23 protein-coding genes are annotated in these 19,542 nt (G+C 60.2%); 20 read left to right on the top strand and 3 right to left on the bottom strand.

Annotated elements, in window-relative coordinates; all coding sequences use genetic code 11:
* The first annotated feature begins 8 nt into the window (after nucleotides 1–8).
* Entirely contained in the window at nucleotides 9–1,481 is a 1,473-nt protein-coding gene (locus tag WMW70_RS12315) for a hypothetical protein (RefSeq protein WP_341437795.1), read from the top strand.
* Nucleotides 1,482–1,771: 290 nt separating this feature from the next.
* On the opposite strand, the gene WMW70_RS12310 is transcribed toward WMW70_RS12315, so the two are convergent.
* Entirely contained in the window at nucleotides 1,772–2,485 is a 714-nt protein-coding gene (locus WMW70_RS12310) for a LexA family protein (protein WP_341437794.1), read from the bottom strand.
* 105 nt (nucleotides 2,486–2,590) lie between these two features.
* Between WMW70_RS12310 and WMW70_RS12305 the strand changes: the two genes are divergently transcribed.
* The 5 genes from WMW70_RS12305 to WMW70_RS12285 all read left to right on the top strand — a co-directional run bounded on the left by WMW70_RS12305 (nucleotide 2,591) and on the right by WMW70_RS12285 (nucleotide 6,465).
* Nucleotides 2,591–2,845, top strand: a complete 255-nt coding sequence (locus WMW70_RS12305) for a transcriptional regulator (protein ID WP_341437793.1) — start codon at nucleotides 2,591–2,593, stop codon at nucleotides 2,843–2,845.
* Nucleotides 2,846–3,174: 329 nt separating this feature from the next.
* Nucleotides 3,175–3,693 (top strand): phage regulatory CII family protein, encoded by a 519-nt coding sequence (locus tag WMW70_RS12300; protein ID WP_341437792.1) that lies wholly within the window; start codon nucleotides 3,175–3,177, stop codon nucleotides 3,691–3,693.
* Nucleotides 3,686–3,904: a TraR/DksA C4-type zinc finger protein gene (locus WMW70_RS12295; RefSeq protein ID WP_341437791.1), complete on the top strand. Its 219-nt coding sequence runs from the start codon at nucleotides 3,686–3,688 to the stop codon at nucleotides 3,902–3,904. Before WMW70_RS12300 ends, WMW70_RS12295 begins: the two co-directional genes overlap by 8 nt.
* On the top strand, nucleotides 3,894–6,113 hold the full coding sequence (locus WMW70_RS12290; protein ID WP_341437790.1) for a VapE domain-containing protein: 2,220 nt from the start codon (nucleotides 3,894–3,896) through the stop codon (nucleotides 6,111–6,113). Before WMW70_RS12295 ends, WMW70_RS12290 begins: the two co-directional genes overlap by 11 nt.
* Nucleotides 6,106–6,465 (top strand): PA0613 family protein, encoded by a 360-nt coding sequence (locus tag WMW70_RS12285; protein ID WP_341437789.1) that lies wholly within the window; start codon nucleotides 6,106–6,108, stop codon nucleotides 6,463–6,465. The genes WMW70_RS12290 and WMW70_RS12285 overlap by 8 nt, the downstream gene beginning before the upstream one ends.
* A gap of 534 nt (nucleotides 6,466–6,999) precedes the next feature.
* Here the strand turns inward: WMW70_RS12285 and WMW70_RS12280 are convergent.
* Nucleotides 7,000–7,884, bottom strand: coding sequence for a hypothetical protein (locus tag WMW70_RS12280; protein WP_341437788.1), 885 nt, complete (start codon nucleotides 7,882–7,884; stop codon nucleotides 7,000–7,002).
* Nucleotides 7,881–8,231, bottom strand: coding sequence for a hypothetical protein (locus WMW70_RS12275; protein ID WP_341437787.1), 351 nt, complete (start codon nucleotides 8,229–8,231; stop codon nucleotides 7,881–7,883). The genes WMW70_RS12280 and WMW70_RS12275 overlap by 4 nt, the downstream gene beginning before the upstream one ends.
* Before the next feature lie 186 nt (nucleotides 8,232–8,417).
* Here WMW70_RS12275 and WMW70_RS12270 point away from each other — a divergent pair, with 186 nt between their 5' ends.
* The 14 genes from WMW70_RS12270 (at nucleotide 8,418) to WMW70_RS12205 (ending at nucleotide 19,510) form a co-directional block, all read left to right on the top strand.
* On the top strand, nucleotides 8,418–8,771 hold the full coding sequence (locus WMW70_RS12270) for a phage holin family protein (protein WP_341437786.1): 354 nt from the start codon (nucleotides 8,418–8,420) through the stop codon (nucleotides 8,769–8,771).
* Nucleotides 8,768–9,535 (top strand): hypothetical protein, encoded by a 768-nt coding sequence (locus WMW70_RS12265; protein ID WP_341437785.1) that lies wholly within the window; start codon nucleotides 8,768–8,770, stop codon nucleotides 9,533–9,535. Before WMW70_RS12270 ends, WMW70_RS12265 begins: the two co-directional genes overlap by 4 nt.
* A gap of 156 nt (nucleotides 9,536–9,691) precedes the next feature.
* Complete coding sequence (locus WMW70_RS12260) at nucleotides 9,692–10,270, top strand: terminase small subunit (RefSeq protein WP_341437784.1); 579 nt, start codon at nucleotides 9,692–9,694, stop codon at nucleotides 10,268–10,270.
* Between the two features lie 2 nt (nucleotides 10,271–10,272).
* Nucleotides 10,273–12,252, top strand: a complete 1,980-nt coding sequence (locus WMW70_RS12255) for a phage terminase large subunit family protein (RefSeq protein ID WP_341437783.1) — start codon at nucleotides 10,273–10,275, stop codon at nucleotides 12,250–12,252.
* A 14-nt stretch (nucleotides 12,253–12,266) separates the two neighbouring features.
* Nucleotides 12,267–12,485 carry a hypothetical protein gene (locus WMW70_RS12250; protein WP_305590610.1) on the top strand — a complete coding sequence of 73 codons (219 nt, stop codon included), beginning with the start codon at nucleotides 12,267–12,269 and terminating at the stop codon, nucleotides 12,483–12,485.
* On the top strand, nucleotides 12,485–13,945 hold the full coding sequence (locus tag WMW70_RS12245) for a phage portal protein (RefSeq protein ID WP_341437782.1): 1,461 nt from the start codon (nucleotides 12,485–12,487) through the stop codon (nucleotides 13,943–13,945). Before WMW70_RS12250 ends, WMW70_RS12245 begins: the two co-directional genes overlap by 1 nt.
* Complete coding sequence (locus WMW70_RS12240; protein ID WP_341437781.1) at nucleotides 13,942–15,159, top strand: head maturation protease, ClpP-related; 1,218 nt, start codon at nucleotides 13,942–13,944, stop codon at nucleotides 15,157–15,159. Before WMW70_RS12245 ends, WMW70_RS12240 begins: the two co-directional genes overlap by 4 nt.
* On the top strand, nucleotides 15,156–15,791 hold the full coding sequence (locus WMW70_RS12235) for a head decoration protein (RefSeq protein WP_341437780.1): 636 nt from the start codon (nucleotides 15,156–15,158) through the stop codon (nucleotides 15,789–15,791). The genes WMW70_RS12240 and WMW70_RS12235 overlap by 4 nt, the downstream gene beginning before the upstream one ends.
* 76 nt (nucleotides 15,792–15,867) lie before the next feature.
* Nucleotides 15,868–16,866, top strand: coding sequence for a major capsid protein (locus WMW70_RS12230; RefSeq protein WP_341437779.1), 999 nt, complete (start codon nucleotides 15,868–15,870; stop codon nucleotides 16,864–16,866).
* On the top strand, nucleotides 16,867–17,202 hold the full coding sequence (locus WMW70_RS12225; RefSeq protein ID WP_341437778.1) for a hypothetical protein: 336 nt from the start codon (nucleotides 16,867–16,869) through the stop codon (nucleotides 17,200–17,202).
* Between the two features lie 2 nt (nucleotides 17,203–17,204).
* Complete coding sequence (locus WMW70_RS12220) at nucleotides 17,205–17,642, top strand: hypothetical protein (protein WP_341437777.1); 438 nt, start codon at nucleotides 17,205–17,207, stop codon at nucleotides 17,640–17,642.
* A 10-nt stretch (nucleotides 17,643–17,652) separates the two neighbouring features.
* The gene (locus WMW70_RS12215; protein ID WP_341437776.1) at nucleotides 17,653–17,829 is read left to right on the top strand and encodes a hypothetical protein; all 177 of its coding nucleotides are present in this window, start codon (nucleotides 17,653–17,655) and stop codon (nucleotides 17,827–17,829) included.
* A 30-nt stretch (nucleotides 17,830–17,859) separates the two neighbouring features.
* Nucleotides 17,860–18,612, top strand: a complete 753-nt coding sequence (locus WMW70_RS12210; protein WP_341437775.1) for a phage tail tube protein — start codon at nucleotides 17,860–17,862, stop codon at nucleotides 18,610–18,612.
* A gap of 88 nt (nucleotides 18,613–18,700) precedes the next feature.
* Nucleotides 18,701–19,510 carry a DUF6694 family lipoprotein gene (locus WMW70_RS12205; protein ID WP_341437774.1) on the top strand — a complete coding sequence of 270 codons (810 nt, stop codon included), beginning with the start codon at nucleotides 18,701–18,703 and terminating at the stop codon, nucleotides 19,508–19,510.
* The last annotated feature ends 32 nt before the right edge of the window (nucleotides 19,511–19,542 follow it).

Genomic DNA, 19,542 nt, shown 5'->3' with positions numbered 1-19,542 from the left:
GGTGTGAAATGACGAGATGGATCCGTGAGTTTGAGCAACACCCATTTAATACTATTTGGTCAGCTTTGCTCGACATCATTGCATCGCTAGATGTTGATGATCAGACGGTATCAACAACTGTTGAAGAGTTGGCGAGGTTGAAAAAGGTACTCACCTTTGTCGAAGGCATAATTGCTAACGCAGATATTGAGCTTACCCCAAAGTCCGTCTGGGCAAACTGTCAAAATCAAGCCGATGCATGCTTGCAGCAAGTTCGAGCATATGCATCAAATCGTAACGACAGGCATCTTATTCAGGCCAACGAGCACGCCGACAATCTCCTAACTTATGTGCGGCCATACATGGTTCCTCCCGAACAGGCCTTAGAAGCATATGGCGCAGCTGTTAAGGCATTTTCCAGCCAGGTATCGGCTTACATAGGGGCCTTCCAAGAGCAAGCCTCACAGGTCCAAGCGAATCTGAAAACCGCCATGGCTGAAGTCGTCAGCCAGCAGGGGGAGATTACAGCTATCGGGCAACGCGTGAAGCAGTTAGACGAGTACCTATTTGTAGATGTTGAGGATAACGCCTCAGCAGAAAACTATATAAAACAGATGGTTTCTAATATCGAAACTAACCACAACGCAGTAGCGTCTTTGCATAAGGAACTCCTCGAAGGCCCTGAGTCAACATCTCAGAAAATTACGGTCCTAGTGGATGCAGTCCATCTACTGAACGATTCATTTAATGATTTGCTGGATTCGTCCACCTCAAGAGACAAGGAGCTAGAGCTCTTCTACGAACGAATCTTCGGGCGTAAGATGGTTGAGGGCGAAGAAGTGCAAAAGGACGGGTTAAAACAAGAATTAGACGCTCGTCTTGAGCAGCTTGATATGCACGAGGAAGAGCAAAAGACACGTCAAGCATCTTTGTTTGAAAGCATTGAGGCCTTATTGCCTGGTGCCACAAGCGCAGGTCTAGCCTCTGCCTACAAAGCGTTAAAGGAAAATTTTAAAACCCCTATTGCTAGGTACACGCAGGCCTTTTATGTGTCTATGCTGGCCTTGTTTCTGGGTGGGTTAGTATTGGTTCTGGATAACATTACTTTTTCACCACTGCACCTCGAGCTCGTAAAAACGAGCAGTTGGGAGGACGTGCTGCGGACACTACTTACGCGGTCCCCGATTATCCTGCCCGTGGTTTGGATCGCCATATTCTCAGCGACACGTCGTAGCCAGTATGAAAGGCTTCAACAAGAGTACGCGCACAAAGAGGCTTTTGCTTCTTCGTACGAAAGCTATAAAAAACAGCTTCAGGAACTACAGGCAGATGCAGGTGATTTGCAAAAAGAGTTGATTGCAAAAGCTATTGAAGCTATTTCTTTCAACGCGTCCACAACACTGGATGGCAAACATATTGAGAAACCGCCTACACACCAGCTGTTTGAAAAAATTAACATTGAAGAGCTTAAAAGGCTGTTGGAGCTTGTAGCAAAAAAGTAACAGTTCCAAAGCGGCTGTCAAAAAAACATTGTTAGAGTAAGAGTCTTTTAGTTCTGGATGTGCCTTTTCCGCAAACGTAGGGTGGGCAAGGTTTACTTGTCCACCAGCTTTTTCGATTAGACGATAGCTGCCTGTTTCCACCGTCCGCAATGGGTCAGTTGCAGTCTATATGCACTTGTCTCAGCTCTGCCGTTCAGTGACACCTGCTGGCACCGATCAACTGTTAGTAGCTGTTCAGCGAGATAGCTAACGACTGGTAAAGCCAGTGTGATTTCGCACTGGCTTACCTGTTAGAGCTTCTGAACCTTCCAGAGCGCCTTGCCGCAGATGTGCCACTCTTCGGTCATGCGCATGTATTTAGGTGACCAGTCTGGGTTTATGGCTTCCAAAATCCACTCGCCGTCCTCCTGCTGGAGGCGCTTGAATGTAACCCGGTCAGAGCTTGTCAGTTTAGCGGCTACGAAGTCACCCTTGGATGCCTCAATAGATGGGTCAATGACAACCTTGTCACCGTCAGCAAAGCTGACCGAACCGGTTGGGTTGTACATGCTGATGCCTTCGATTTTTAGGACAAATGCCTTTGGGCCCACTGGGCCGGGAGATTCGATCCATTCATCTGCATCGCCTGGCTGAAACTCATCTATGGCTTCGCACCAAGCCCCAGCTTTAATTGAGCCTATCACTGGCAATTTTCTCACTACGTCCTGCATGACTGTCGCCCGCTCTCCGTAGGTGATTCTAGTTGTACTAGTGATCTGCGGGCCTTTGGCGCTGGGGTCAACTGCTTGGGGTGGAATGCCCAAAACCCTCGCTATTTGGGCGAGGTACTTTGAGTGCTTAGTTTTACCCGATTCGATGGCGGCATAGGACTGCTGTTTGAATACCTCACCGCCCAGCAGCTCTTGAACCCCTGCCGCTACATCGGCCTGAGACATTTTGAGTTCCGCCCTGCGGCGTTTGAAAAGGTCAGCGATGGCCTTTTGTTTTGCGGTTTGAGTAGTCATGGGGCAAGGCTACAAAGAAATTTGTTATCTCTCCAACAGTATTGTCTGTTGCGTGGCGACAGTTTTGTTTGTAGATTGCTCGGGAGTTTTGAGTGAGGAAACCTCATGAGTACCCCTTGTGACATGAAAGTCGCTTTTGAAAAGGCGATTGAGCTGGCCAAAGGGCAGACCGCTCTGGCCAGGATCCTTTCCACCCCAGGTAAGCCTGTCACCCAGCAACGATTGTGGCATTGGCTGAAAGTTAAGGGCGCTTGCCCTGCTGAGTTCGTGCTGCGAGTTGAGGCTGCTACTGGCGTTTCGCGCCATGAGCTTCGCCCTGATGTGTTTGGTGATGTGCCTACGGGTGCTGTCGCCGCTTAGAAAAAAGGCGACCCAAGGGCCGCCCAGTTCCTCCGGCACACACCACAGTGCTGCCGGGGGATGCAGTAGTCAGCGGAGCACACCACGTACCACACGCTGATTTACCGCACCCGCCAAGGCACGGATGCCTTGGGTTGCCTGCCTCTCCACCACAGAGCTGCAGGCTTTAACAGCGGGGCGCATGCGGAGCATGTACCTCGCCATTGGGTTGCAAGCGGCCTTTCCACCACAGAGCCGCCGCTTGCATGTCGCCACCTTGCGAGTGACCACGGCGCTACTCTAGCAAAGGGAGCTGCACGTGGCACTGGCAACCTGTAAGGGTTAATGCCATGAGCCGAGCTTCATCCAGTTGCGTCGACCGAGCCAAGCGGGAAGTGTTGCCGCTCGATTTGGCGCTGTACCACGCCGCGCGGGACTACCCCGGCGGTGCTGCTGCCATTGCGGCCACCACAGGCCGCAACCCCACCACGTTGCAGCACAAACTTTCGCCAACGCACCCCACCCACAGCGTGAACATCCAGGAATTTGGCGAAATTCTGGAGCTGACCAAGGACCGGCGCATTTTGGATGCGGTGCATGCCTTGGTGGGCGACACCATGTGGCAAGAGCTGGCCGAGATGTACACCGAGGATATGCCGGCCACCCTGACTGAGGGCGTGCCGACATACCTGCGCCAGGTGGCGGGCTTTACCGAAACCTGGGCCAAGAGCATCAGCGATGGCCTGGTGGACGACGCCGAGCTGGCGGCCATTCGCTTGCAGGTGTTCCGCGGGGTGCAGGTGCTGTTGGCCATGCTGAACCGTGCGGCCTATGTGAACCGAACCACGCGGGGTGGCGAGCATGGCTGACATTGCCGATGTGGCGAACGACCTGATGCTGGAGCGCATCGATAACGCCTTGGCCGCACGCAAGCCTGCGCCGGTGAGTGCCTCGTTTGAATATTGCGTCGATTGCGCCGATGCCATCCCCCAGGCCCGCCGTTTGGCTGCCCGCGGGTGCATGCGTTGCGCCGCTTGCCAGCAAGCGCTTGAGAAAAAAGGGGCGCGTTATGCTGGGTGAAGTGTTGTTGCAGATGGCCGATTACGGCCTGGAGCCCGTGCAGCCGCTGGCGTTCGGCAAACTCACGCGCTGCAAAACCGCGCAGGACAAAGGCAAGGAGAAGAACGGTTGGTACGTGGTGCACGAGCACCGCACCGAGAAGGGCGAAACGCTGATTTTCGGCAGCTTCGGCGATTGGCGCACCGGGGAGACGCAGAAGGTAAAAGTGAAGCCCGGGCGCATGAGCGCCGAGGAGCGCGAGGTGATGCGCGCCCGGCAGGAGGAAGCCAAGCGTCGGGCTGCTGAGATTGCCGCCAATGCGGCGAGGCGAGCGGCCAGCCGGGCAGCGGCGATGTTTAAGCGCATGCCGGAGAAGGGCCGCAGCGATTACCTGGATAGAAAGCAGATCGTCGGCTTTGGCGTGCGTTATGCGCCGCGCTCCGGTGCGGTGCTGGTGCCGATGTGCAACGTGCGCGATCAGATCGTCGGCCTGCAGGTGATCTATCCGGCCAAGCAGCCGGAAACGGGGCGGGACAAAACCTATTGGCCGTATGGCATGGCCAAGGAGGGTGCCTTTCACCTGATTGGCCCCCACCCGGAACCGGGCGAGCCGGTGCTGGTGTGCGAGGGCTATGCCACGGGCGCGAGCCTGCATATGGCGACTTCGGCCACGGTGGCAGTGGCGTTCGATGCCGGCAATTTGCGTGAGGTGGCCAAGGCGATGCGCGAGCGCTTCCCGGGGCGGGCGTTGATCATCTGTCGCGACGATGACTGGAAGACCAAACGCCCGAACGGCGAGCCATGGAACCCAGGGGAGGAGAAGGGCAGCAACGCGGCGCTGATCGTCGGTGGCCAGGTGGTTGGGCCTATCTTCGCCGGGGTGCGGGAGACCAAGTGGACGGACTTCAACGACCTGCATTGCGCCGAAGGGTTGGAGGCGGTGCGCCGCCAGGTGCTGGCGGTGATCAAGCCGCCTGCGGCCGGTGGCTGGAAGGACCAGCTGGCGCGCACCGAGAATGGCGCGTTGATCGCGCACATGCAGAACGTGGAGCTGATTCTTGGTAACGATGAGCGCTGGGCGGGGGTGATCAGCTTCAGCGCCTTCAGCTCGAAGATCGTCAAGTTGCGGGCCGCGCCTTATGGCGGCGGTACGGGCGACTGGGCGGACATCGACGATACGCGGGTGATGAAGTGGCTGGCGCAGCAGTACAACCTGCGGGTGAAGCCTTCGAGCGTGATCGAGGCCGTTAGCGTGGTTGCGCATGACCATGCCTTCCATCCGGTGCGCGAGTACCTGGACGGATTGGTGTGGGACCGAGTGCCGCGGCTGGAAAGCTGGCTGACCGAGGTGATGGGTGTGCAGGCCAGCGGTTACACCGCGAAGGTGGGCAAGCGCTGGATGATTTCGGCGGTGGCGCGGGTGATGCAGCCAGGCTGCAAGGCCGACTCGGTGATGATTCTGGAGGGCGGGCAGGGCGAGGGTAAGTCCACGGCGATGAGCATCCTGGGCGGCGAGTGGTTTATGGATACGCCGTTTGCCCTGGGCGATAAGGACGGTTTTCAGGCCATCCGGGGCAAGTGGATTATCGAGCTGGGCGAGCTGGATAGTTTCAACAAGGCCGAGAGCACCAAGGCCAAGCAGTTTTTCTCCGCCTCGACCGATACCTACCGCGAGAGCTACGGCCGCAGAAGTAATGACGTGCCACGCCAGTGTGTGTTCGTGGGTACCACCAACCAAGACGAGTACCTGAAGGACGCGACCGGCAACCGCCGTTACTGGCCGGTGGCGTGTACCCAGGTGGACTTGCAGCGCCTGCGCGAGATCCGCGACCAGCTGTGGGCCGAGGCGATGGTTTGCTATGAGGCCGGCGACATTTGGTGGGTGAACCGCGACGAGGCGGCGATGTTTGCCGAGGCGCAGGACGAGCGCTTTGTGGTGGACGAATGGGAAGGGCCGATTCTGACCTGGCTGGAGGAGTCGCAGATCGGCGAAACCACCACGGGCAGTGAGGTGCTGGGCGGCGCGCTGAAGCTCGACTTCGGCCATTGGGGCAAGCCCGAGCAGATGCGCGTTGGCGCGATCATGCATCGGCTGGGTTGGCGGCGCGTTCGCCTGCCGCCGCTGGTTAAGAGCGGTAAGCGGCCTTGGGCTTACAAGAAGCCTGACGACTGGGGCAGGGCTTCGGCGTTGCTGGTGATGAAGACCGAGGAGCCTTGTTTCGATGATTAAACGCATCGACGAGATGCTGAAGCTGTGGGCCGAAGAGTTGCACAGCGAACGGGCAGCCACCGAGTTTGGCGGCGGCAACATGATTGCGATGCTGATGGCCTGCAAGGGGGAGTTGATACGCGGCACGCGAGGGAGCCGGGTGCTGCTGGACGAGTCGGCGGATATCGAGCTGATCGTCAATAAGCACCTGCCTGCGCAGCTGACGGTGGTGGTGCGCGAGCACTACTGCAACCACGACAGTTTGCTCTCGCAGAAGATCACCTATTGCGGCTGCAGCCGTAAGGCGTACTACGAGCGCTTGCACGAGGCGCATGAGTGCATCGCCAGTTTGCTGATGGCGAAGGCAGCGTGATGCCGCGCGCTGCTGCTTTGTGTGCGCCGCTGGCCGGCCTTGTCCCGCTACGCTTTGGCGTGGTGGGTCGCGCCGGGGCCGCGCTGTTGCTGGGCTGTCCCACTGTCCCGGCAACTTATGCCCACCGCGTATGTGAGCGTAGCGGGCAGCAGCACGCGCCTGTGGCGCGCATGCGTGTTGTTCGATTTATCTCTTTATGCGAGGAAGGAGGAAAAAAGGTAGGACAGTGGGGCAAAGCCCCGAATCTAGGCGCTTGCAGCAATCCCACTTCGCTTTCAAACAGTGGGGCTGCTGGGACAGCGCCGCAGGCGCTTAATGCCGCGCTGGTGTATTCGCCGACATTGCCTAGGCGTTCATGCGGCGTTACCCACATATTCGCGGGTGGCGTTAATTTCGGGTTGCTGCCAGGAAATTCCACCTGTAAAAAGTAGTCATCTTCGATAGGTGCGACCGCAGAGAGCGGCAGGCGCTACACACAAAACCCGGCCATTGAGCCGGGTTTTTTGTTTGGTGGGTTTGGTGTTCCTAGGGGGGTTATTTACAGGCTTCGATGAGCGCTTTGGCTTTTGCTTGATCGGCAGCCTCAGCGGACGCTGCAAGCTTGGCTACTGCGCTGGATATCGCGGTGACGCAGCCGCGCGAGGCGTTGAAGTCACGCGACACATTCTGCGCGGCCATGCCCGTGGCGAAGACTTTGCCCACGCCGATTGACTCCCGAAATATTGAGTTCGTATCGACAACGGAGAATACGGATAGCGCGTCTTTTCGGTCTATGGACTTGAGTAGCGCTTCGGAAAGCGTTGCCACAACATTTTGCTGAGCTTGCACGGCTTCTTTCTTCAATTTCTTCTCTTCGTCTGTCGCTGTGCTAGCGGCGATCATTCTTTCGTACGAATCAAATGATTTTTTGTACAGCGATGTAGCTGTAACTAGCTCGCTGGCAATGGCTGGCGCAACAGTGGATTCTGTTTCAATAGCATTGCCTGTGTTCGTATCCTTATTTGCAAGTGCTTCAGTTATCTTTGTTTTCAGATCCGTAACCTTTTGTTCTTTTTCGGGCTTTTTATCTGCTGTCGCGCTGGCGAGCTCTTGCTGCGCTGTTTTTAATTGTTCTTGTAATTTATTTATTTCTTTGCGAAGTGCGTTCGCATCTTCTGGTTTTTCGTAATCCTTAGCGTTGTCGCCTGACAAGACCAGGTGGAGGTCTTTCTCTGTATCGATTATCTCGACCACTGGGACATACGCAGCGTCGAGGGATTTCCATCCAAAGTTGACGCTGATTTCGGTACTGCCTGTGGTGGGTGTCGATACATCCAGACCCACCGAGGTTTTGGAAACAAACAGCAAGGGCGATTCGTTTGCGCAAGCTGACATCAGTGCTGCCGATGCGATTAATGCGGAGAGTCTTAGGGGCTTCATAGGGCTTCCTTGTCGTTGGTGCAGGCATGCTTGAGGGCATCCCCCAGGATCTGTTTCGCTCGTTCGAGCTCCTGGTGGTCTCTAACTATGAGGATGAGTTCACACCCGGCAGCGTTAGGGATAACAACCACCTCTTGGTCGACATAGCCGACGTTGGTGGTGCCTTGGAAGTTTGTTGCGCCCACGCCGAGCGTAGAGGTGACTATCGCGCGTGCGGGTTGATCGGTTTTGAGTATTACGGGGCCGACGTTAATAAAGCGCTCGGTTGTTGTGGCACCAGAGACCGAGACAAACGAACAGCCAGACAAGCCCACGCTCAAGCCCAGCAGGGTGATGAATATGCGCATTTAAAGTCCTTTTTGAGCGGGGCTTTTGATCTATAGCTGCAGGTTTGCATGCTGTCAAAGTAGTGGCCCGGAAAAATGCTGAGCGCTATCTGCGCCGCAGCAGCCGGCTCTCTCCAAGCGCCAGGCTATCTGTATTCGGCTCAGGTGCTTTGGGCCGTTCTCCATTCGCATCAATAGGTGATCACGATGACTCATGAGCAACAGCAGGCGCTGGCTGACCTGCCAATCTGGGTGGTGATCGCGGTTGCGGTTGCTGCCGGCTTCAGTGGCGAGATGTGGCGCGCTGACCGCGATGGGTTGCGTGGCCGAGAGCTGGTGTACCGGGTGATCCTGCGGGCCGGGGCGTCGGTGGTTTTCGGGCTGTCGACCATGCTGTTGATCTGGGCTAGTGGCGCGCATGTGCTGGTGGCCGCGGCCATCGGCTTTGTGGTCGCAACCATGGGTGCAGACGTGGCCAGCGGGTTATACGAACGCTGGCTGGCCAAGCGGGCAGGGGTGTGCGAAGTGCCGGCCAAGCCTGACGCGGATGGGCCTTCGTGAGGGGGTCCATCACTGCCAATGACCTGGATGATGCGCTGGCATCGTTGCGGCAATTGGACGCTGGGCTGGCTAGTCGTGCGCTGGCCGATGCTTTGAACCACTCAGCCAACCAGGCCAGGCAGGCGCTGCAGGCTGAAATGACCAGCGTGTTCGACAGGCCAACGCCCTGGGCGCTGAACTCGATTCGCGTACTGCATGCCAAGCCATCGGCAGATCCCGAGTCGGCTGTGTGGGTGCAGGACTGGGCGGCGGGCAAGAATCCATTTACTGCCGAAGACTACCTGCTGCCGCAGGTGGAGGGCGGCGAGCGCATCCAGCGCCGTAGCGAGGGATACCTGCGCGAGTCGGGGATTCTGCCCGCTGGCCGATTCGTTGTGCCTGCCGCCGGGGCGCGGCTGGATAGCTACGGGAACATCCAGAAGGGCCACATGCTGCAAATCCTGTCGGGCCTGAAAGCTATGAAGCTATCGGGTTCGGACAGCGCGGCGACCGAAAGCAAGCGCTCGCTGCGTAAGGGCCACGCGCTGGCGTTCTTCGTGATGAAGCGCGGCAAGACGCCCATAGGCATTGCGGAGCGGCGGGGCGAGAACGTGATCATGGTTCTCGCGTTCGTCCGCCAGCCGCAGTACCGCGAGCGCTTCAAGTTCCATGACGTGGTGCGGCGGGTTGCCGAGAACGATGGACAGCTCGAAGCGAACATAGACAAGGCCATCGCCGATGCGCTGAACGGGCGGCTGCCGAAGCTGCGCGGCCGGCGGCGGTAGGCAGGGGCGGGGCCTCAACCTGCCGGGGCCCCTGGGGCGCTGGAGGCGGCAAGGGTAATTCAAGCCCCGCTCTCGCGTTAGTGGGAGGCCCAGGAGGTTAGTTAACAGGGTTAATTTGGTTAACCCTTAGCGTGTTTCTGGTTAACAGGTGAATTCATGACGGTCATGAAGAAGTCAGAGTTCGCAGACAGCCAGGGTTGGTCCAGGCCCTATGTTTCCAAGCTGGCCGGACAGAATCGTTTGGTCCTGAACGAAAAGGGCCACGTTGAGGTCGAGGCAACTCTGGCGCTGCTCGGCGAGACCGCCGACCCCAGCAAGGCCGCTGTTGCCGATCGCCACCAACGTGAACGCGCCGACAAGGGCGTGCATTCCCTGGTTACGCCGTTGGCCCCGCCGTCGTCGCCCACACTGACCAGTGGGGGCGATACCTACCAAAAGGCCCGGGCACACCGCGAGACGTACCTGGCACTGCTTGCCGAGGACGAGTTCCTGAAAGGCCGCGGCGAGCTGGTTGAGCGCATTGCGGTTGACCGCGCCGCCTTCGCCGCGGCACGCACCCTGCGCGATCTGATCCTCGGCCTGCCACCCAAGGTGGCTGGCGAACTGATCGCTATCACCGATACCTGGGAAATGGAGCGCCGCTTGACCGAGCTGCTGCGCGGCGTCCTTGAGGATGCTGCCAGCCTGGTGCAACTGGACGCCGACTTGGAACAGGGGGCCAAGGAGCCGAACTAGCCATGCAACACCCGTATGCCGACGGTGCCGCCACGTACCGTGCGGCATACCACCGCGGCCTCGAGCTCGATCCTGAACTGTGGATCGACGAGTGGGCCGACGAATATCAGCGCATCCCGAAGGACACCGGCGCAGCAGAGCCCGGCAAGTACCACACCGCCCGCACGCCGTTCGCGCGCGAGCCGATGCGCTGCCTGTCGCCGCTGCATCCCTGCAAGCGCGTGGTGACCATGGTCGCCTCACAGATGATGAAAACGCAGATCGCGCTCAACTGGATCGGCGGCAACATCCACATGGCACCGGCGAACATCCTGGCGCTGCTGCCTAGCGAGAAGCTGGCGCGCCGCGTATCCAGCCGGATAGACAAAACGATCAAGGCAGTCCCGGACCTAGCCAAGCGCGTCGCCAAGCCGCGGTCGCGCGATGCTCGCAACACCCTCGACACCAAAGAGTTCGAGGGAGGCACGCTCTACTGCACCACAGCCGGCTCGGCCGCCAACCTGGCAGAGCTGTCCGCCCGTTACGTGTACGGCGACGAGATCGACCGCTGGGATGTGGACGTCGACAGCGAAGGCGACCCCATCGAGCTGGCCGAAGCCCGCGGTACCACGTTCGGCCGCAAGGCAAAGTTCTACTTCTCCAGCTCGCCGACAATCAAAGGCGCGTCGCGCATCGACGACCTCTACGAGGCCAGCGACAAGCGCCGGTATTTTGTGCCGTGCCCCCACTGTGGCCAGCACCAGGTGCTGGAGTTCGGCAACCTGAAGTGGAAAGTAGACTACTCGCGAGTCGACTACCTCTGTAGCAACCCTGACTGTGGCGCGCTGATCGAGGAGCACCACAAGACAGCAATGCTGGCCGCTGGTGAGTGGCGCGCTACCGCACAGGGCGACGGCGAAACGGTGGGTTTCCACCTCAACGCCCTGTATTCGCCGCTGGGTTGGATGGCCTGGCAGAGCCTGGCCAAGCAGTACGACAAGGCCAAGCTGGCCGCCGACCGTGGCGACAACGAACCCATGCAGGTGTTCTACAACACCCGCCTGGCGTTGGTGTGGGATTCCGCGCAAGCGATGACCAAGGCCACCGAGCTGAAGGCCCGCGCCGAGGATTACCGGCTGGGCTCGGTACCGCCCGGCGCGTTGATTCTCACCGCCGCGGTGGACGTGCAGCACAACCGCCTGGAAATGCTGGTGATCGGCTGGGGCGAAGGCCTCGAACGTTGGGTTGTCGACTTCCAGGTCGTGGCGGGTGACCCCGCCGATGAGCGCACCTGGAATGCACTCGACGAACAGTTGAAGCGCCGATATCGGCATGCCTCTGGCGTTGAGTTGGCCATTTGCGCCACGGCCATCGACTCCGGTGGCCACCATACCGATGAGGTTTACAAGTTCACCCGCCTGCGCCGCTGGCGCAACGTGATTGCCGTGAAGGGTGCGAGCAAGCCGGGCCGGCCGGTGCTGGCCCAGCGGCCGTCGAAGGTCGACGTGAAGCACAACGGCCAAACCGAGAAACAAGGCGCAGAGCTGTGGATCATCGGTACCGACACGGCCAAGGACTGGATCTACAACCGCTACCCGTTCGCCGATGGCCCTGGTGCGCTGCACTTCTCCACTGACCTGCCTGATGAGTTCTACGACCAGGCTGTGGCCGAGAGGAAGATCACCGTGTACGTCAAGGGCTACAAGCGCACCGTTTGGGTCAAGGGTAAGGCCGAGCGCAACGAAGTGCTCGACCTGCTGGTTTACAACCAGGCCGCCGCTCAGTTCCTAGGGCTGCACCGCTACCACGAATCCGAGTGGGGCCGGCTACGTGCTTCGGTCAGCCAGGGCAGTTTGTTCGCCCAGCCAGCCCAGCCCGCGCCGGGCCGTGTCGCGCGAGCAGATGATGAGCAGCCCCCCCGGCCTGCGCCCGTGCCTTCCAGCAAGCCCGCCCCGCAACCACCCGGCCGGCGGGTATCCCGCAGCACCTACCTGAAACGATGACGAGAGGGCACCCCATGGCAAGCGCACAACAGCGCCTGGATGAAGTCCGGGCGTCGATTACCGAAATCCTTGAAACAGGGCAGAGCATCAGCAAGGGTGATCGCCGTCTGGATCGCGCCGCGCTTGCCAGCCTGCGCATGTTGGAGTCGCAATATGCAGCCGATGCTGCCCGTGAGGCGAGCGCCGGTAAACCCCGGCAAGTGCGGCTCTACAGCCGTGGCAAGGGGGCGTAATGGGCTACCGAATCCGCGCCAACCCGCGCCGCCTGCAGATGCTCAACAGCTACGAAGGTGCTGGCCATGGTCGGCGCTCGCAGAGCTGGGACGCCCCCGATGCTGCGCTAAACGCAGTGGCCATACCGGCGCTGCCCACCCTGCGCAAACGCTCCAAGGCGGCAGTGCGCAACAACCCCTGGGCCGCAAGTGGTATCTCCAAACGGGTTAGCAGCCTGATCGGTACCGGCATCACCCCGCGGGCGCAGATCAAAGACCCCGCCCTGCGCAGCGCCATCAACCAGCTCTGGAGTGACTGGACCGACGAGTCGGACGCCGACAACCTCACCGACTTCTATGGGCAGCAGAGCCTCATTGCCAGAATGGTCGAGGAGGCCGGCGAGTGCTTCGTGCGGCTGCGTTACCGCAGGCGGGAGGATGGCCTGGCGGTGCCGCTGCAACTGCAGGTACTCGCCGCAGAGTTTGTGCCGCTGGATCGCAACTTCGTCACCCGCCGCGGCAACGTGGTGCGCGCTGGTATTGAGTTCGACCAGGTCGGCCGGCGCGTGGCTTATTGGATGTGGAAGAACCACCCGGGCGACCCGCGCGCTCTGGGGGCCACCTACAACACGCTGAACCGCATCCCGGCCAGCGAGGTGCTGCACATATTTGAACCGGTGGAAGGTGGCCAACTTCGCGGCATCCCGCGCTTAGCGCCTGTGTTGTTGCGGCTCAAGTCGTTGGACAACTACGACGACGCGGTGCTGTTCCGGCAGGAGGTTGCCAACCTGTTTGCCGGCTTCATCACCAAGCCGCGCGGCGAAGGCCCCCCGGCCCTGGACCCAGTAACCGGCCAGCCGTTCACAACGGACACTGACGGCGTGCCAATGGTGGCGATGGAGCCGGGCACCCTGCAAGAGCTGATGGAAGGGGAGGAAGTGAAGTTCTCCGACCCACCAGCAGCTGGCGATACCTACGTTGACTTCATGCGCCAACAGCTGATGGCCGCCGCGGCGGGTATCGAGCTGCCCTACGAGTTGCTTACTGGCGATATGGCCGACATCAGCGACCGCGTGTTGCGCGTGCTGCTCAACGAGTTCCGTCGCCGCATCGAGCAGCTGCAGTTCGGCGTGTACGTGTTCCAGCTCTGCCGCCCAGTGCGCGCCGCCTGGCTCGACGCTGCCTGGCTCGCCGGGGCCATCCAGCTGCCGGACTACCAAGCCAAGCGCCGCGAGTACCTGCGCACGCGCTGGGTGCCACAAGGCTGGGCCTACATGCACCCCGTCCAGGACGTGCAAGGCAAGTTGCTGGAGATCAAGGGTGGTTTGGCCAGCCGCAGCGAGCACGCGCTACGCAGCGGCTACGACGCCGAAGTGATCGACCAGGAAAACGCCGACGACAACCTCCGAGCTCAAACGCTCGGGCTCGACTACACCACCGATACGGCCGCGCTGGCGGACGATAAAGAGGAAAAGCCATGAACATGACCAACCGACTGGCGCTGGCGGTAATGCTCGGCGGCTTGGGTATCAGCACCCTTGAACAGCCGCGCATTCTCAACCGCGCCGAAGGGGTGCCAACCCTCAGCGCCGAGCACTGGTACAGCATCCAGGCTGCGGGCGAAGAGGGTGGCAAGCCGATCGAGGTCTACATCTACGGCGAGATCGGCTTCTGGGGCGTGACCTCCGGTGATTTCATCCGCGATCTCAAGGAAGTCGATGACGGCGTTTCGGATGTATTGGTGCACTTCGACACGGTGGGCGGCGACCTCTTCGACGGCATTGCCATCCACAACACCCTTCGCGCCCTGGGCGAGCGCTGCACCGGGCAGATTGACGGGGCGTGCTTCAGCGCCGGCAGCGTTGCAGTGTGCGGCGCGCACCGCGTGACCATGGCCGACAACGCCATGTTCATGATCCACAACCCCTGGACCTGGATGGCCGGCGACAGCGAAGAGCTGCGCAAAATGGCCGACATGATGGACAAAGCCTTCGAAGGCATCGTCGTCAGCTACCAGCACCGCGCCCTGAACATCGATGACGCCGAGCTGCGGCGCATGATCAACGACACCACCTGGCTCACAGCCAGCGAGGCCAAGACGCACGGCTTTGTTGATGAGGTGTTCGGCGAGGTGGAACCGCTGGTAAACAACGCGGCCCTGGGCAAGATCCTCAACCGTTACCGCAATGTGCCAGCGGCAGCGCTGCTGCTGGTGGGTGAGCCCGATACGCCAGCAGAGCCCGAGCCCGAGCCCGACCCGGCCCCGGAACCTGACCCCGAACCAGCCCCGGCACCCGCCACCCCGGAAGCCTCCGAGCTGGCCGCCAAACTGGCAGCGGACTGCGAGCAAGCCGGGCTGAGCAACTGCCTGCCCTATCTGATCCGTACCAGTGCCCTGGCCAGTACCGATGCCGTGCAGGCGCACTTCAACCGCGCCAAGGAAGTACGCGCCGCCTGCTTGGTGGCCAAGCTGCCGGATGAAGCCCAGGGTCTGATCGAGGCCGGCCTAACCGGTGACCAGGCCCGGGCCAAGCTGTTCGACAAACTGGCCAAAAACAGCAGCACGGTCGAGATCAGCAACCTGCCGCCGCTTGATGATGGCCCCCAGGCCAGTGCACACCAACCCCCGACGCCGACTCAGGTCTACGCCCAGCGTCGTAATAACCAAGCCTCGAAAGGAGGAAAACAAGCATGACCATCAAAACCGAAGGCGTGTACACCGGTGAGTTCCTCCTTTCGGAGGCCAACGGCTCCCGCAGCCGCGAGGAGGTGGTCATCGCCGCCGGCTCCGGCATTCTCAAAGCCGGCACCCTGATCGCACTGATCACCGCCGCCAACGCACTGACCCCGACCGCCAATGGCAGCAACATCGGTAACGGCACCATTGGCTCGGTGGCTGTCACCAGCGCAGCCATCACCGGCGACTACGTGCTGACCATCATCGAGGCGGTCGAAAACGCCGGCACGTTCGAAGTAGTCGACCCGACGGGCTTCCTGCTCGGCGAAGGCACTGTAGGCCAGCCCTTCACCGGCGGCGGCTTGACCTTCACCCTGGCCGATGGCGCTACCGACTTCGCCGTTGGCGACAGCTTCACCCTGGCGGTGCTGGCCAACCTGGGCGAATACACCGCCTATGACGACGACGGCACCGACGATGGTCGCCGCGCCGCCAGCGGCATCCTGTTCGCCTCGGTGGACGCCACCGTGAACGACGTGCGCGCTGTAGGTGTGATGCGTGACGCCGAGGTGATTGAGCACCTGCTCACTGGCCTGGACGCAAACGGCAGGGCGGACCTGACTGCCCTGGGCATCGTCATCCGGTCTTAACACCAACCGCCGCCCGGCAACCCCCCATTACCCCAAGCCCCGCATCTGCGGGGTTTTGCATTTCTAGGAGCCCACCATGGCTGAGATTACGATTTTCCAGGACGAAGCGTTCGGCGTTGACGCGCTGCTCACCGTCATCAACGAAGACCACGTGCTGCCGGGTCAGATCGCCGCGGCGGGCCTGTTTGAAGAGCAGGGTGTCAACAGCACCGTCGTGCAGATCGAAAAGGACGGCATGACCCTCGCGCTGGTAAAGGCCGCGCCGCGCGGTAGCATTGGCCAGGTCGTGACCGGCAACAAACGTAACCTGATCCCGTTCAACACCGTGCACCTGCCGGAAACTTTCCAGATCCTGGCTGATGAAATCCAGGGCATTCGCGCAGTCGGCAGCCTGACCGAGCTGATGCAGGTGCAGGCCTACGTTGCGCGGCGTGTGGAAAAGGCGCGCCGCCAGCTGGACCTGACCCACGAGTTTCAGCGTATTGGCGCTATCAAGGGCAAGGTGGTCGATGCGGATGGCCAGAGCGTGCTGTTCGACATTTTTCAGCGCTTCGGTATGACGCGCCCGAAGGCGTTCAGCCTGGAGCTGGATAACCCCGACACTGATGTTGCTGCCAAGTGCGTCGAAGTGCTGGATGCACAGGAAGATGCTCTAGGCACCGTCACCAGTACAGGTGCTCATGCCTATTGCGGCAAGACCCTCTGGGCAAAGCTGATTGCACACAAGAATGTGCGCGAGGCCTACCTGGGCTGGGAACGCGCTGCACAACTGCTGGGTGACCGTCGCCTGCCGTTCGAGGTCGGCGGCATCACCTGGGAGCGTTACAAAGGCAAGATCGGGAACATGCCATTCGTGGCAGACGACCGCGCCCACGTAGTGCCCACCGGCGTGCCGGAGTTGTTCATCAGCGCCTTCGCCCCGGCCGACTACATGGAAACGGTCAACACCGAGGGTATGCCGTACTACTCCAAGCTGGAGGTGATGAAGTACGACAAGGGCGTGGAAGGCGAGGCGCAGTCCAACCCGCTGCACCTGTGCACCCGCCCAGCGTCTGTCCGCGAGCTGACCATCTAAATGGCCGGCTTCGGTGCCTGCATCGCTGCGCTCGACGCTGCAGTGATGGCCAGCCTCAACGACGGCAGCGGCGATTACCTCAACGCCAGCGGTGCTGTATTGGCCGCTGGCCTTGAGGTGATTTTCGACAAGGACGTCGAGCGCATGGACGTTGTCAGCGGCATGGTGGACCGAGCGGTGACCATCACCGTGCGCCGCCACTTGCTGCAGCCGCTGGATCGCGCGGGTGCGTTCCGCCTCGACCCCGAGGATTGGGGCGCAGATGGCAAAACCTGGCACATCGACGGCATTGCCGATGATGACGGCCACCTGATCACCTTCTACGTGGTGCCCTGACCATGCCCATTGACATGCAATCCGCCATTGTCGCGGAGCTGCTCACGCGCCTGGCTGCCGTGGATTCCTTCGGCGGCCTGGTGTTCGAGGACAGCGTGCTGCGCGTGCTCGACTCCGCCGATGAGACCCTGCCGGATGACTTCATCGTCATCCAGCCCGGCCCGACCGAGGAGATCGAGCGCGCCGGAACGGGTGGTGCGCGCGAGCGCATGACCCTGACCCTCGCCGTCATCACCAAGCGCCGGGACTTTGCCCCGGCGCTGCGTGCTGCGCGGCTTGGTATCAAGGTCGCGCTGCCCGGCACCAAGGCTGGCCTGGTTGCCCAGGGTGTTCAGCTGGTCAGCTTCCAGGCGGAAACCCCCATGCCACCTGGCGAGGGCCGCCGCTGGGCCGTCCATGTCATGCCGCTGCAGGTCACCTACGTTCAGTCCTTCAAGTGAGGAACATGCAATGCCCAAGATCACCGTTACCGAGCCGTTCAACTTCGCTATCGGGCCAGTCGTTAAGCACTACGCCAAGGGCGAGCAGGACGTGCCCGCGGCTGTAGCCGCCCACGCTGAGGCCAACGGCTTCATGGCCAAACCCAAAGCGCAAGCTGAGGCAGCTGCGCCGGTTGAGGCCAAGTAGTAATCCGCTTTCCTTCTAGGAGATATTTCCATGCCCCAGATTGACCGTTCCTTTGCTGGCGAGGGCATCATCTACGCCCGCGCCTACCAATCCGCCGACCCGCTGCTGGATATCGGCAACTGTGACACCTTCAACCTGTCGTTTACCACCAACCAGACCAAGCTACCGAACTACCGTGGCGGCGGTGGTAACCGCAACACCCGCGAGGTGGTGACCGACGTCGTAGCTGCTATCGGTATGTACGATCTCACTGCCACCAACGTGGCCCGCGTAACCCGTGCAACTGTCACTGCGGTGGCGGCTGGCGTTGTCACCGCCGAGGTGCTGGCCTGCGCTGGTGTGGAAGGGGAGTTGATCCCGTTCAAGAACCTACCAGACCTCAGCGTTGCTCCGGTAATTGTCACCGCGGCCGATGCTGCCCTGGTGGCCGGTACCGACTACCTGCTGAGCCCGCACGGCATCATTGTTACTGCCGGCAGCGCCATCACCGTGGTAGGTATCAAAGCCACCTACACCAAGCTGGCGGCCGACGCCATGCAACTGCTCAACGGCAGCCAAGTGGAGCTGGAGTTCTACATCGCCGGCCTCAACGACGCCCAGTCCGGCGAGCCGTTCAGCTTGCGCCCACGCCGTGCCAAGCTGGGGCTGATCAACCAGCTCAACGTGTTCGGCCAGGAATACATCAAGCTGGAAGCCAACGCCGAACTGCTGGCCGACCCGCTGGTGATCAGCAACGACATCTCCAAGTTCTGCGAGATGCAGATGGTCAATAAGGCGGCATAGATCCCGGCTAAGCTTTGTTGGCCGGTCAATACCCGTGATGGCACTCAGCTGCTAGAGTTGCCATCATATTTAATGTGGGAGGGAGACCATGAAGCGTAAAGCGATTCTTGTAGCAGTCACTGCGATATTACTAACCGGGTGTGGAGATCCTAGGCTCGATGGAACGAGCGAGGAGGCCATGAAATCCTCTGTGGCGAAGATATCAGCGAAGCTGGATGAGACAAAGAAGGCATCATTTGAGGAGGCGCTTCAGGTTGTCGCCTTCAGCAAAATGGATATCGGCTCTGTTTTGTCTGGTAAAAAAACAGCAGAAGGCATGGCCGGCGACATGATGGTTTCGCTGAACGGTAAGACTGCTGATGAGGTGATTGCGCAGGCGAACGTAATCAAAGCGGAACGCGCGGCCCGTGAGAAAGCGCAGGCGCTGGAGGAGATTGCGGAGCTTGAATCTAAAATGGCCAATGCTGAGGTCGCTAAGGCAGAGCTTGCGAAATTTGTGGTGAGCCGCTCGCGCTTCTCCCTGCGCGACAAAGAGTACTCCTATCGCAAGGAGCCAATTATTGAGCTTACTGTACACAATGGAACTGCCCACCCTATTTCTCGCGCTTACTTCATCGGAACAATTGCTAGCCCCGGTCGTTCAATTCCCTGGCTAGTGGAAACATTTAACTACTCGATATCAGGTGGTTTAGAGCCGAATGAAGGTGCCGAGTGGGCTCTGGCCCCGAGCATGTTCGGCGAGTGGGGCAAGGTTGATGCTCCTGCCGACGCCATATTTACTGTTGAGGTTGTTCGGTTGGATGGGGCCGGCGAGGAAGCGCTATTCGATGCCACGGGATTGTCCGAGCACAAGCAGCAGCGGCTCGCAAAACTTAAAGCGCAGTATCAGGTGAACTGATTCTGCAGAGTACTTAAACGAACCCCGCCCTT

Source organism: Pseudomonas sp. XK-1 (assembly GCF_038069885.1).
Classification (GTDB): domain Bacteria; phylum Pseudomonadota; class Gammaproteobacteria; order Pseudomonadales; family Pseudomonadaceae; genus Aquipseudomonas.
The sequence above is the reverse complement of the archived record's forward strand: the minus strand, read 5'-3'. Positions and strand labels throughout refer to the sequence as shown.

What these genes read in the sequence shown, in the direction of transcription:
- WMW70_RS12315 (WP_341437795.1), top strand. Translation starts at nt 9, where the DNA reads ATGACGAGATGGATCCGTGAGTTTGAGCAACACCCATTTAATACTATT.
- WMW70_RS12310 (WP_341437794.1), bottom strand. Translation starts at nt 2,485, where the DNA reads ATGACTACTCAAACCGCAAAACAAAAGGCCATCGCTGACCTTTTCAAA.
- WMW70_RS12305 (WP_341437793.1), top strand. Translation starts at nt 2,591, where the DNA reads ATGAGTACCCCTTGTGACATGAAAGTCGCTTTTGAAAAGGCGATTGAG.
- WMW70_RS12300 (WP_341437792.1), top strand. Translation starts at nt 3,175, where the DNA reads ATGAGCCGAGCTTCATCCAGTTGCGTCGACCGAGCCAAGCGGGAAGTG.
- WMW70_RS12295 (WP_341437791.1), top strand. Translation starts at nt 3,686, where the DNA reads ATGGCTGACATTGCCGATGTGGCGAACGACCTGATGCTGGAGCGCATC.
- WMW70_RS12290 (WP_341437790.1), top strand. Translation starts at nt 3,894, where the DNA reads ATGCTGGGTGAAGTGTTGTTGCAGATGGCCGATTACGGCCTGGAGCCC.
- WMW70_RS12285 (WP_341437789.1), top strand. Translation starts at nt 6,106, where the DNA reads ATGATTAAACGCATCGACGAGATGCTGAAGCTGTGGGCCGAAGAGTTG.
- WMW70_RS12280 (WP_341437788.1), bottom strand. Translation starts at nt 7,884, where the DNA reads ATGAAGCCCCTAAGACTCTCCGCATTAATCGCATCGGCAGCACTGATG.
- WMW70_RS12275 (WP_341437787.1), bottom strand. Translation starts at nt 8,231, where the DNA reads ATGCGCATATTCATCACCCTGCTGGGCTTGAGCGTGGGCTTGTCTGGC.
- WMW70_RS12270 (WP_341437786.1), top strand. Translation starts at nt 8,418, where the DNA reads ATGACTCATGAGCAACAGCAGGCGCTGGCTGACCTGCCAATCTGGGTG.
- WMW70_RS12260 (WP_341437784.1), top strand. Translation starts at nt 9,692, where the DNA reads ATGACGGTCATGAAGAAGTCAGAGTTCGCAGACAGCCAGGGTTGGTCC.
- WMW70_RS12255 (WP_341437783.1), top strand. Translation starts at nt 10,273, where the DNA reads ATGCAACACCCGTATGCCGACGGTGCCGCCACGTACCGTGCGGCATAC.
- WMW70_RS12250 (WP_305590610.1), top strand. Translation starts at nt 12,267, where the DNA reads ATGGCAAGCGCACAACAGCGCCTGGATGAAGTCCGGGCGTCGATTACC.
- WMW70_RS12245 (WP_341437782.1), top strand. Translation starts at nt 12,485, where the DNA reads ATGGGCTACCGAATCCGCGCCAACCCGCGCCGCCTGCAGATGCTCAAC.
- WMW70_RS12240 (WP_341437781.1), top strand. Translation starts at nt 13,942, where the DNA reads ATGAACATGACCAACCGACTGGCGCTGGCGGTAATGCTCGGCGGCTTG.
- WMW70_RS12235 (WP_341437780.1), top strand. Translation starts at nt 15,156, where the DNA reads ATGACCATCAAAACCGAAGGCGTGTACACCGGTGAGTTCCTCCTTTCG.
- WMW70_RS12230 (WP_341437779.1), top strand. Translation starts at nt 15,868, where the DNA reads ATGGCTGAGATTACGATTTTCCAGGACGAAGCGTTCGGCGTTGACGCG.
- WMW70_RS12225 (WP_341437778.1), top strand. Translation starts at nt 16,867, where the DNA reads ATGGCCGGCTTCGGTGCCTGCATCGCTGCGCTCGACGCTGCAGTGATG.
- WMW70_RS12220 (WP_341437777.1), top strand. Translation starts at nt 17,205, where the DNA reads ATGCCCATTGACATGCAATCCGCCATTGTCGCGGAGCTGCTCACGCGC.
- WMW70_RS12215 (WP_341437776.1), top strand. Translation starts at nt 17,653, where the DNA reads ATGCCCAAGATCACCGTTACCGAGCCGTTCAACTTCGCTATCGGGCCA.
- WMW70_RS12210 (WP_341437775.1), top strand. Translation starts at nt 17,860, where the DNA reads ATGCCCCAGATTGACCGTTCCTTTGCTGGCGAGGGCATCATCTACGCC.
- WMW70_RS12205 (WP_341437774.1), top strand. Translation starts at nt 18,701, where the DNA reads ATGAAGCGTAAAGCGATTCTTGTAGCAGTCACTGCGATATTACTAACC.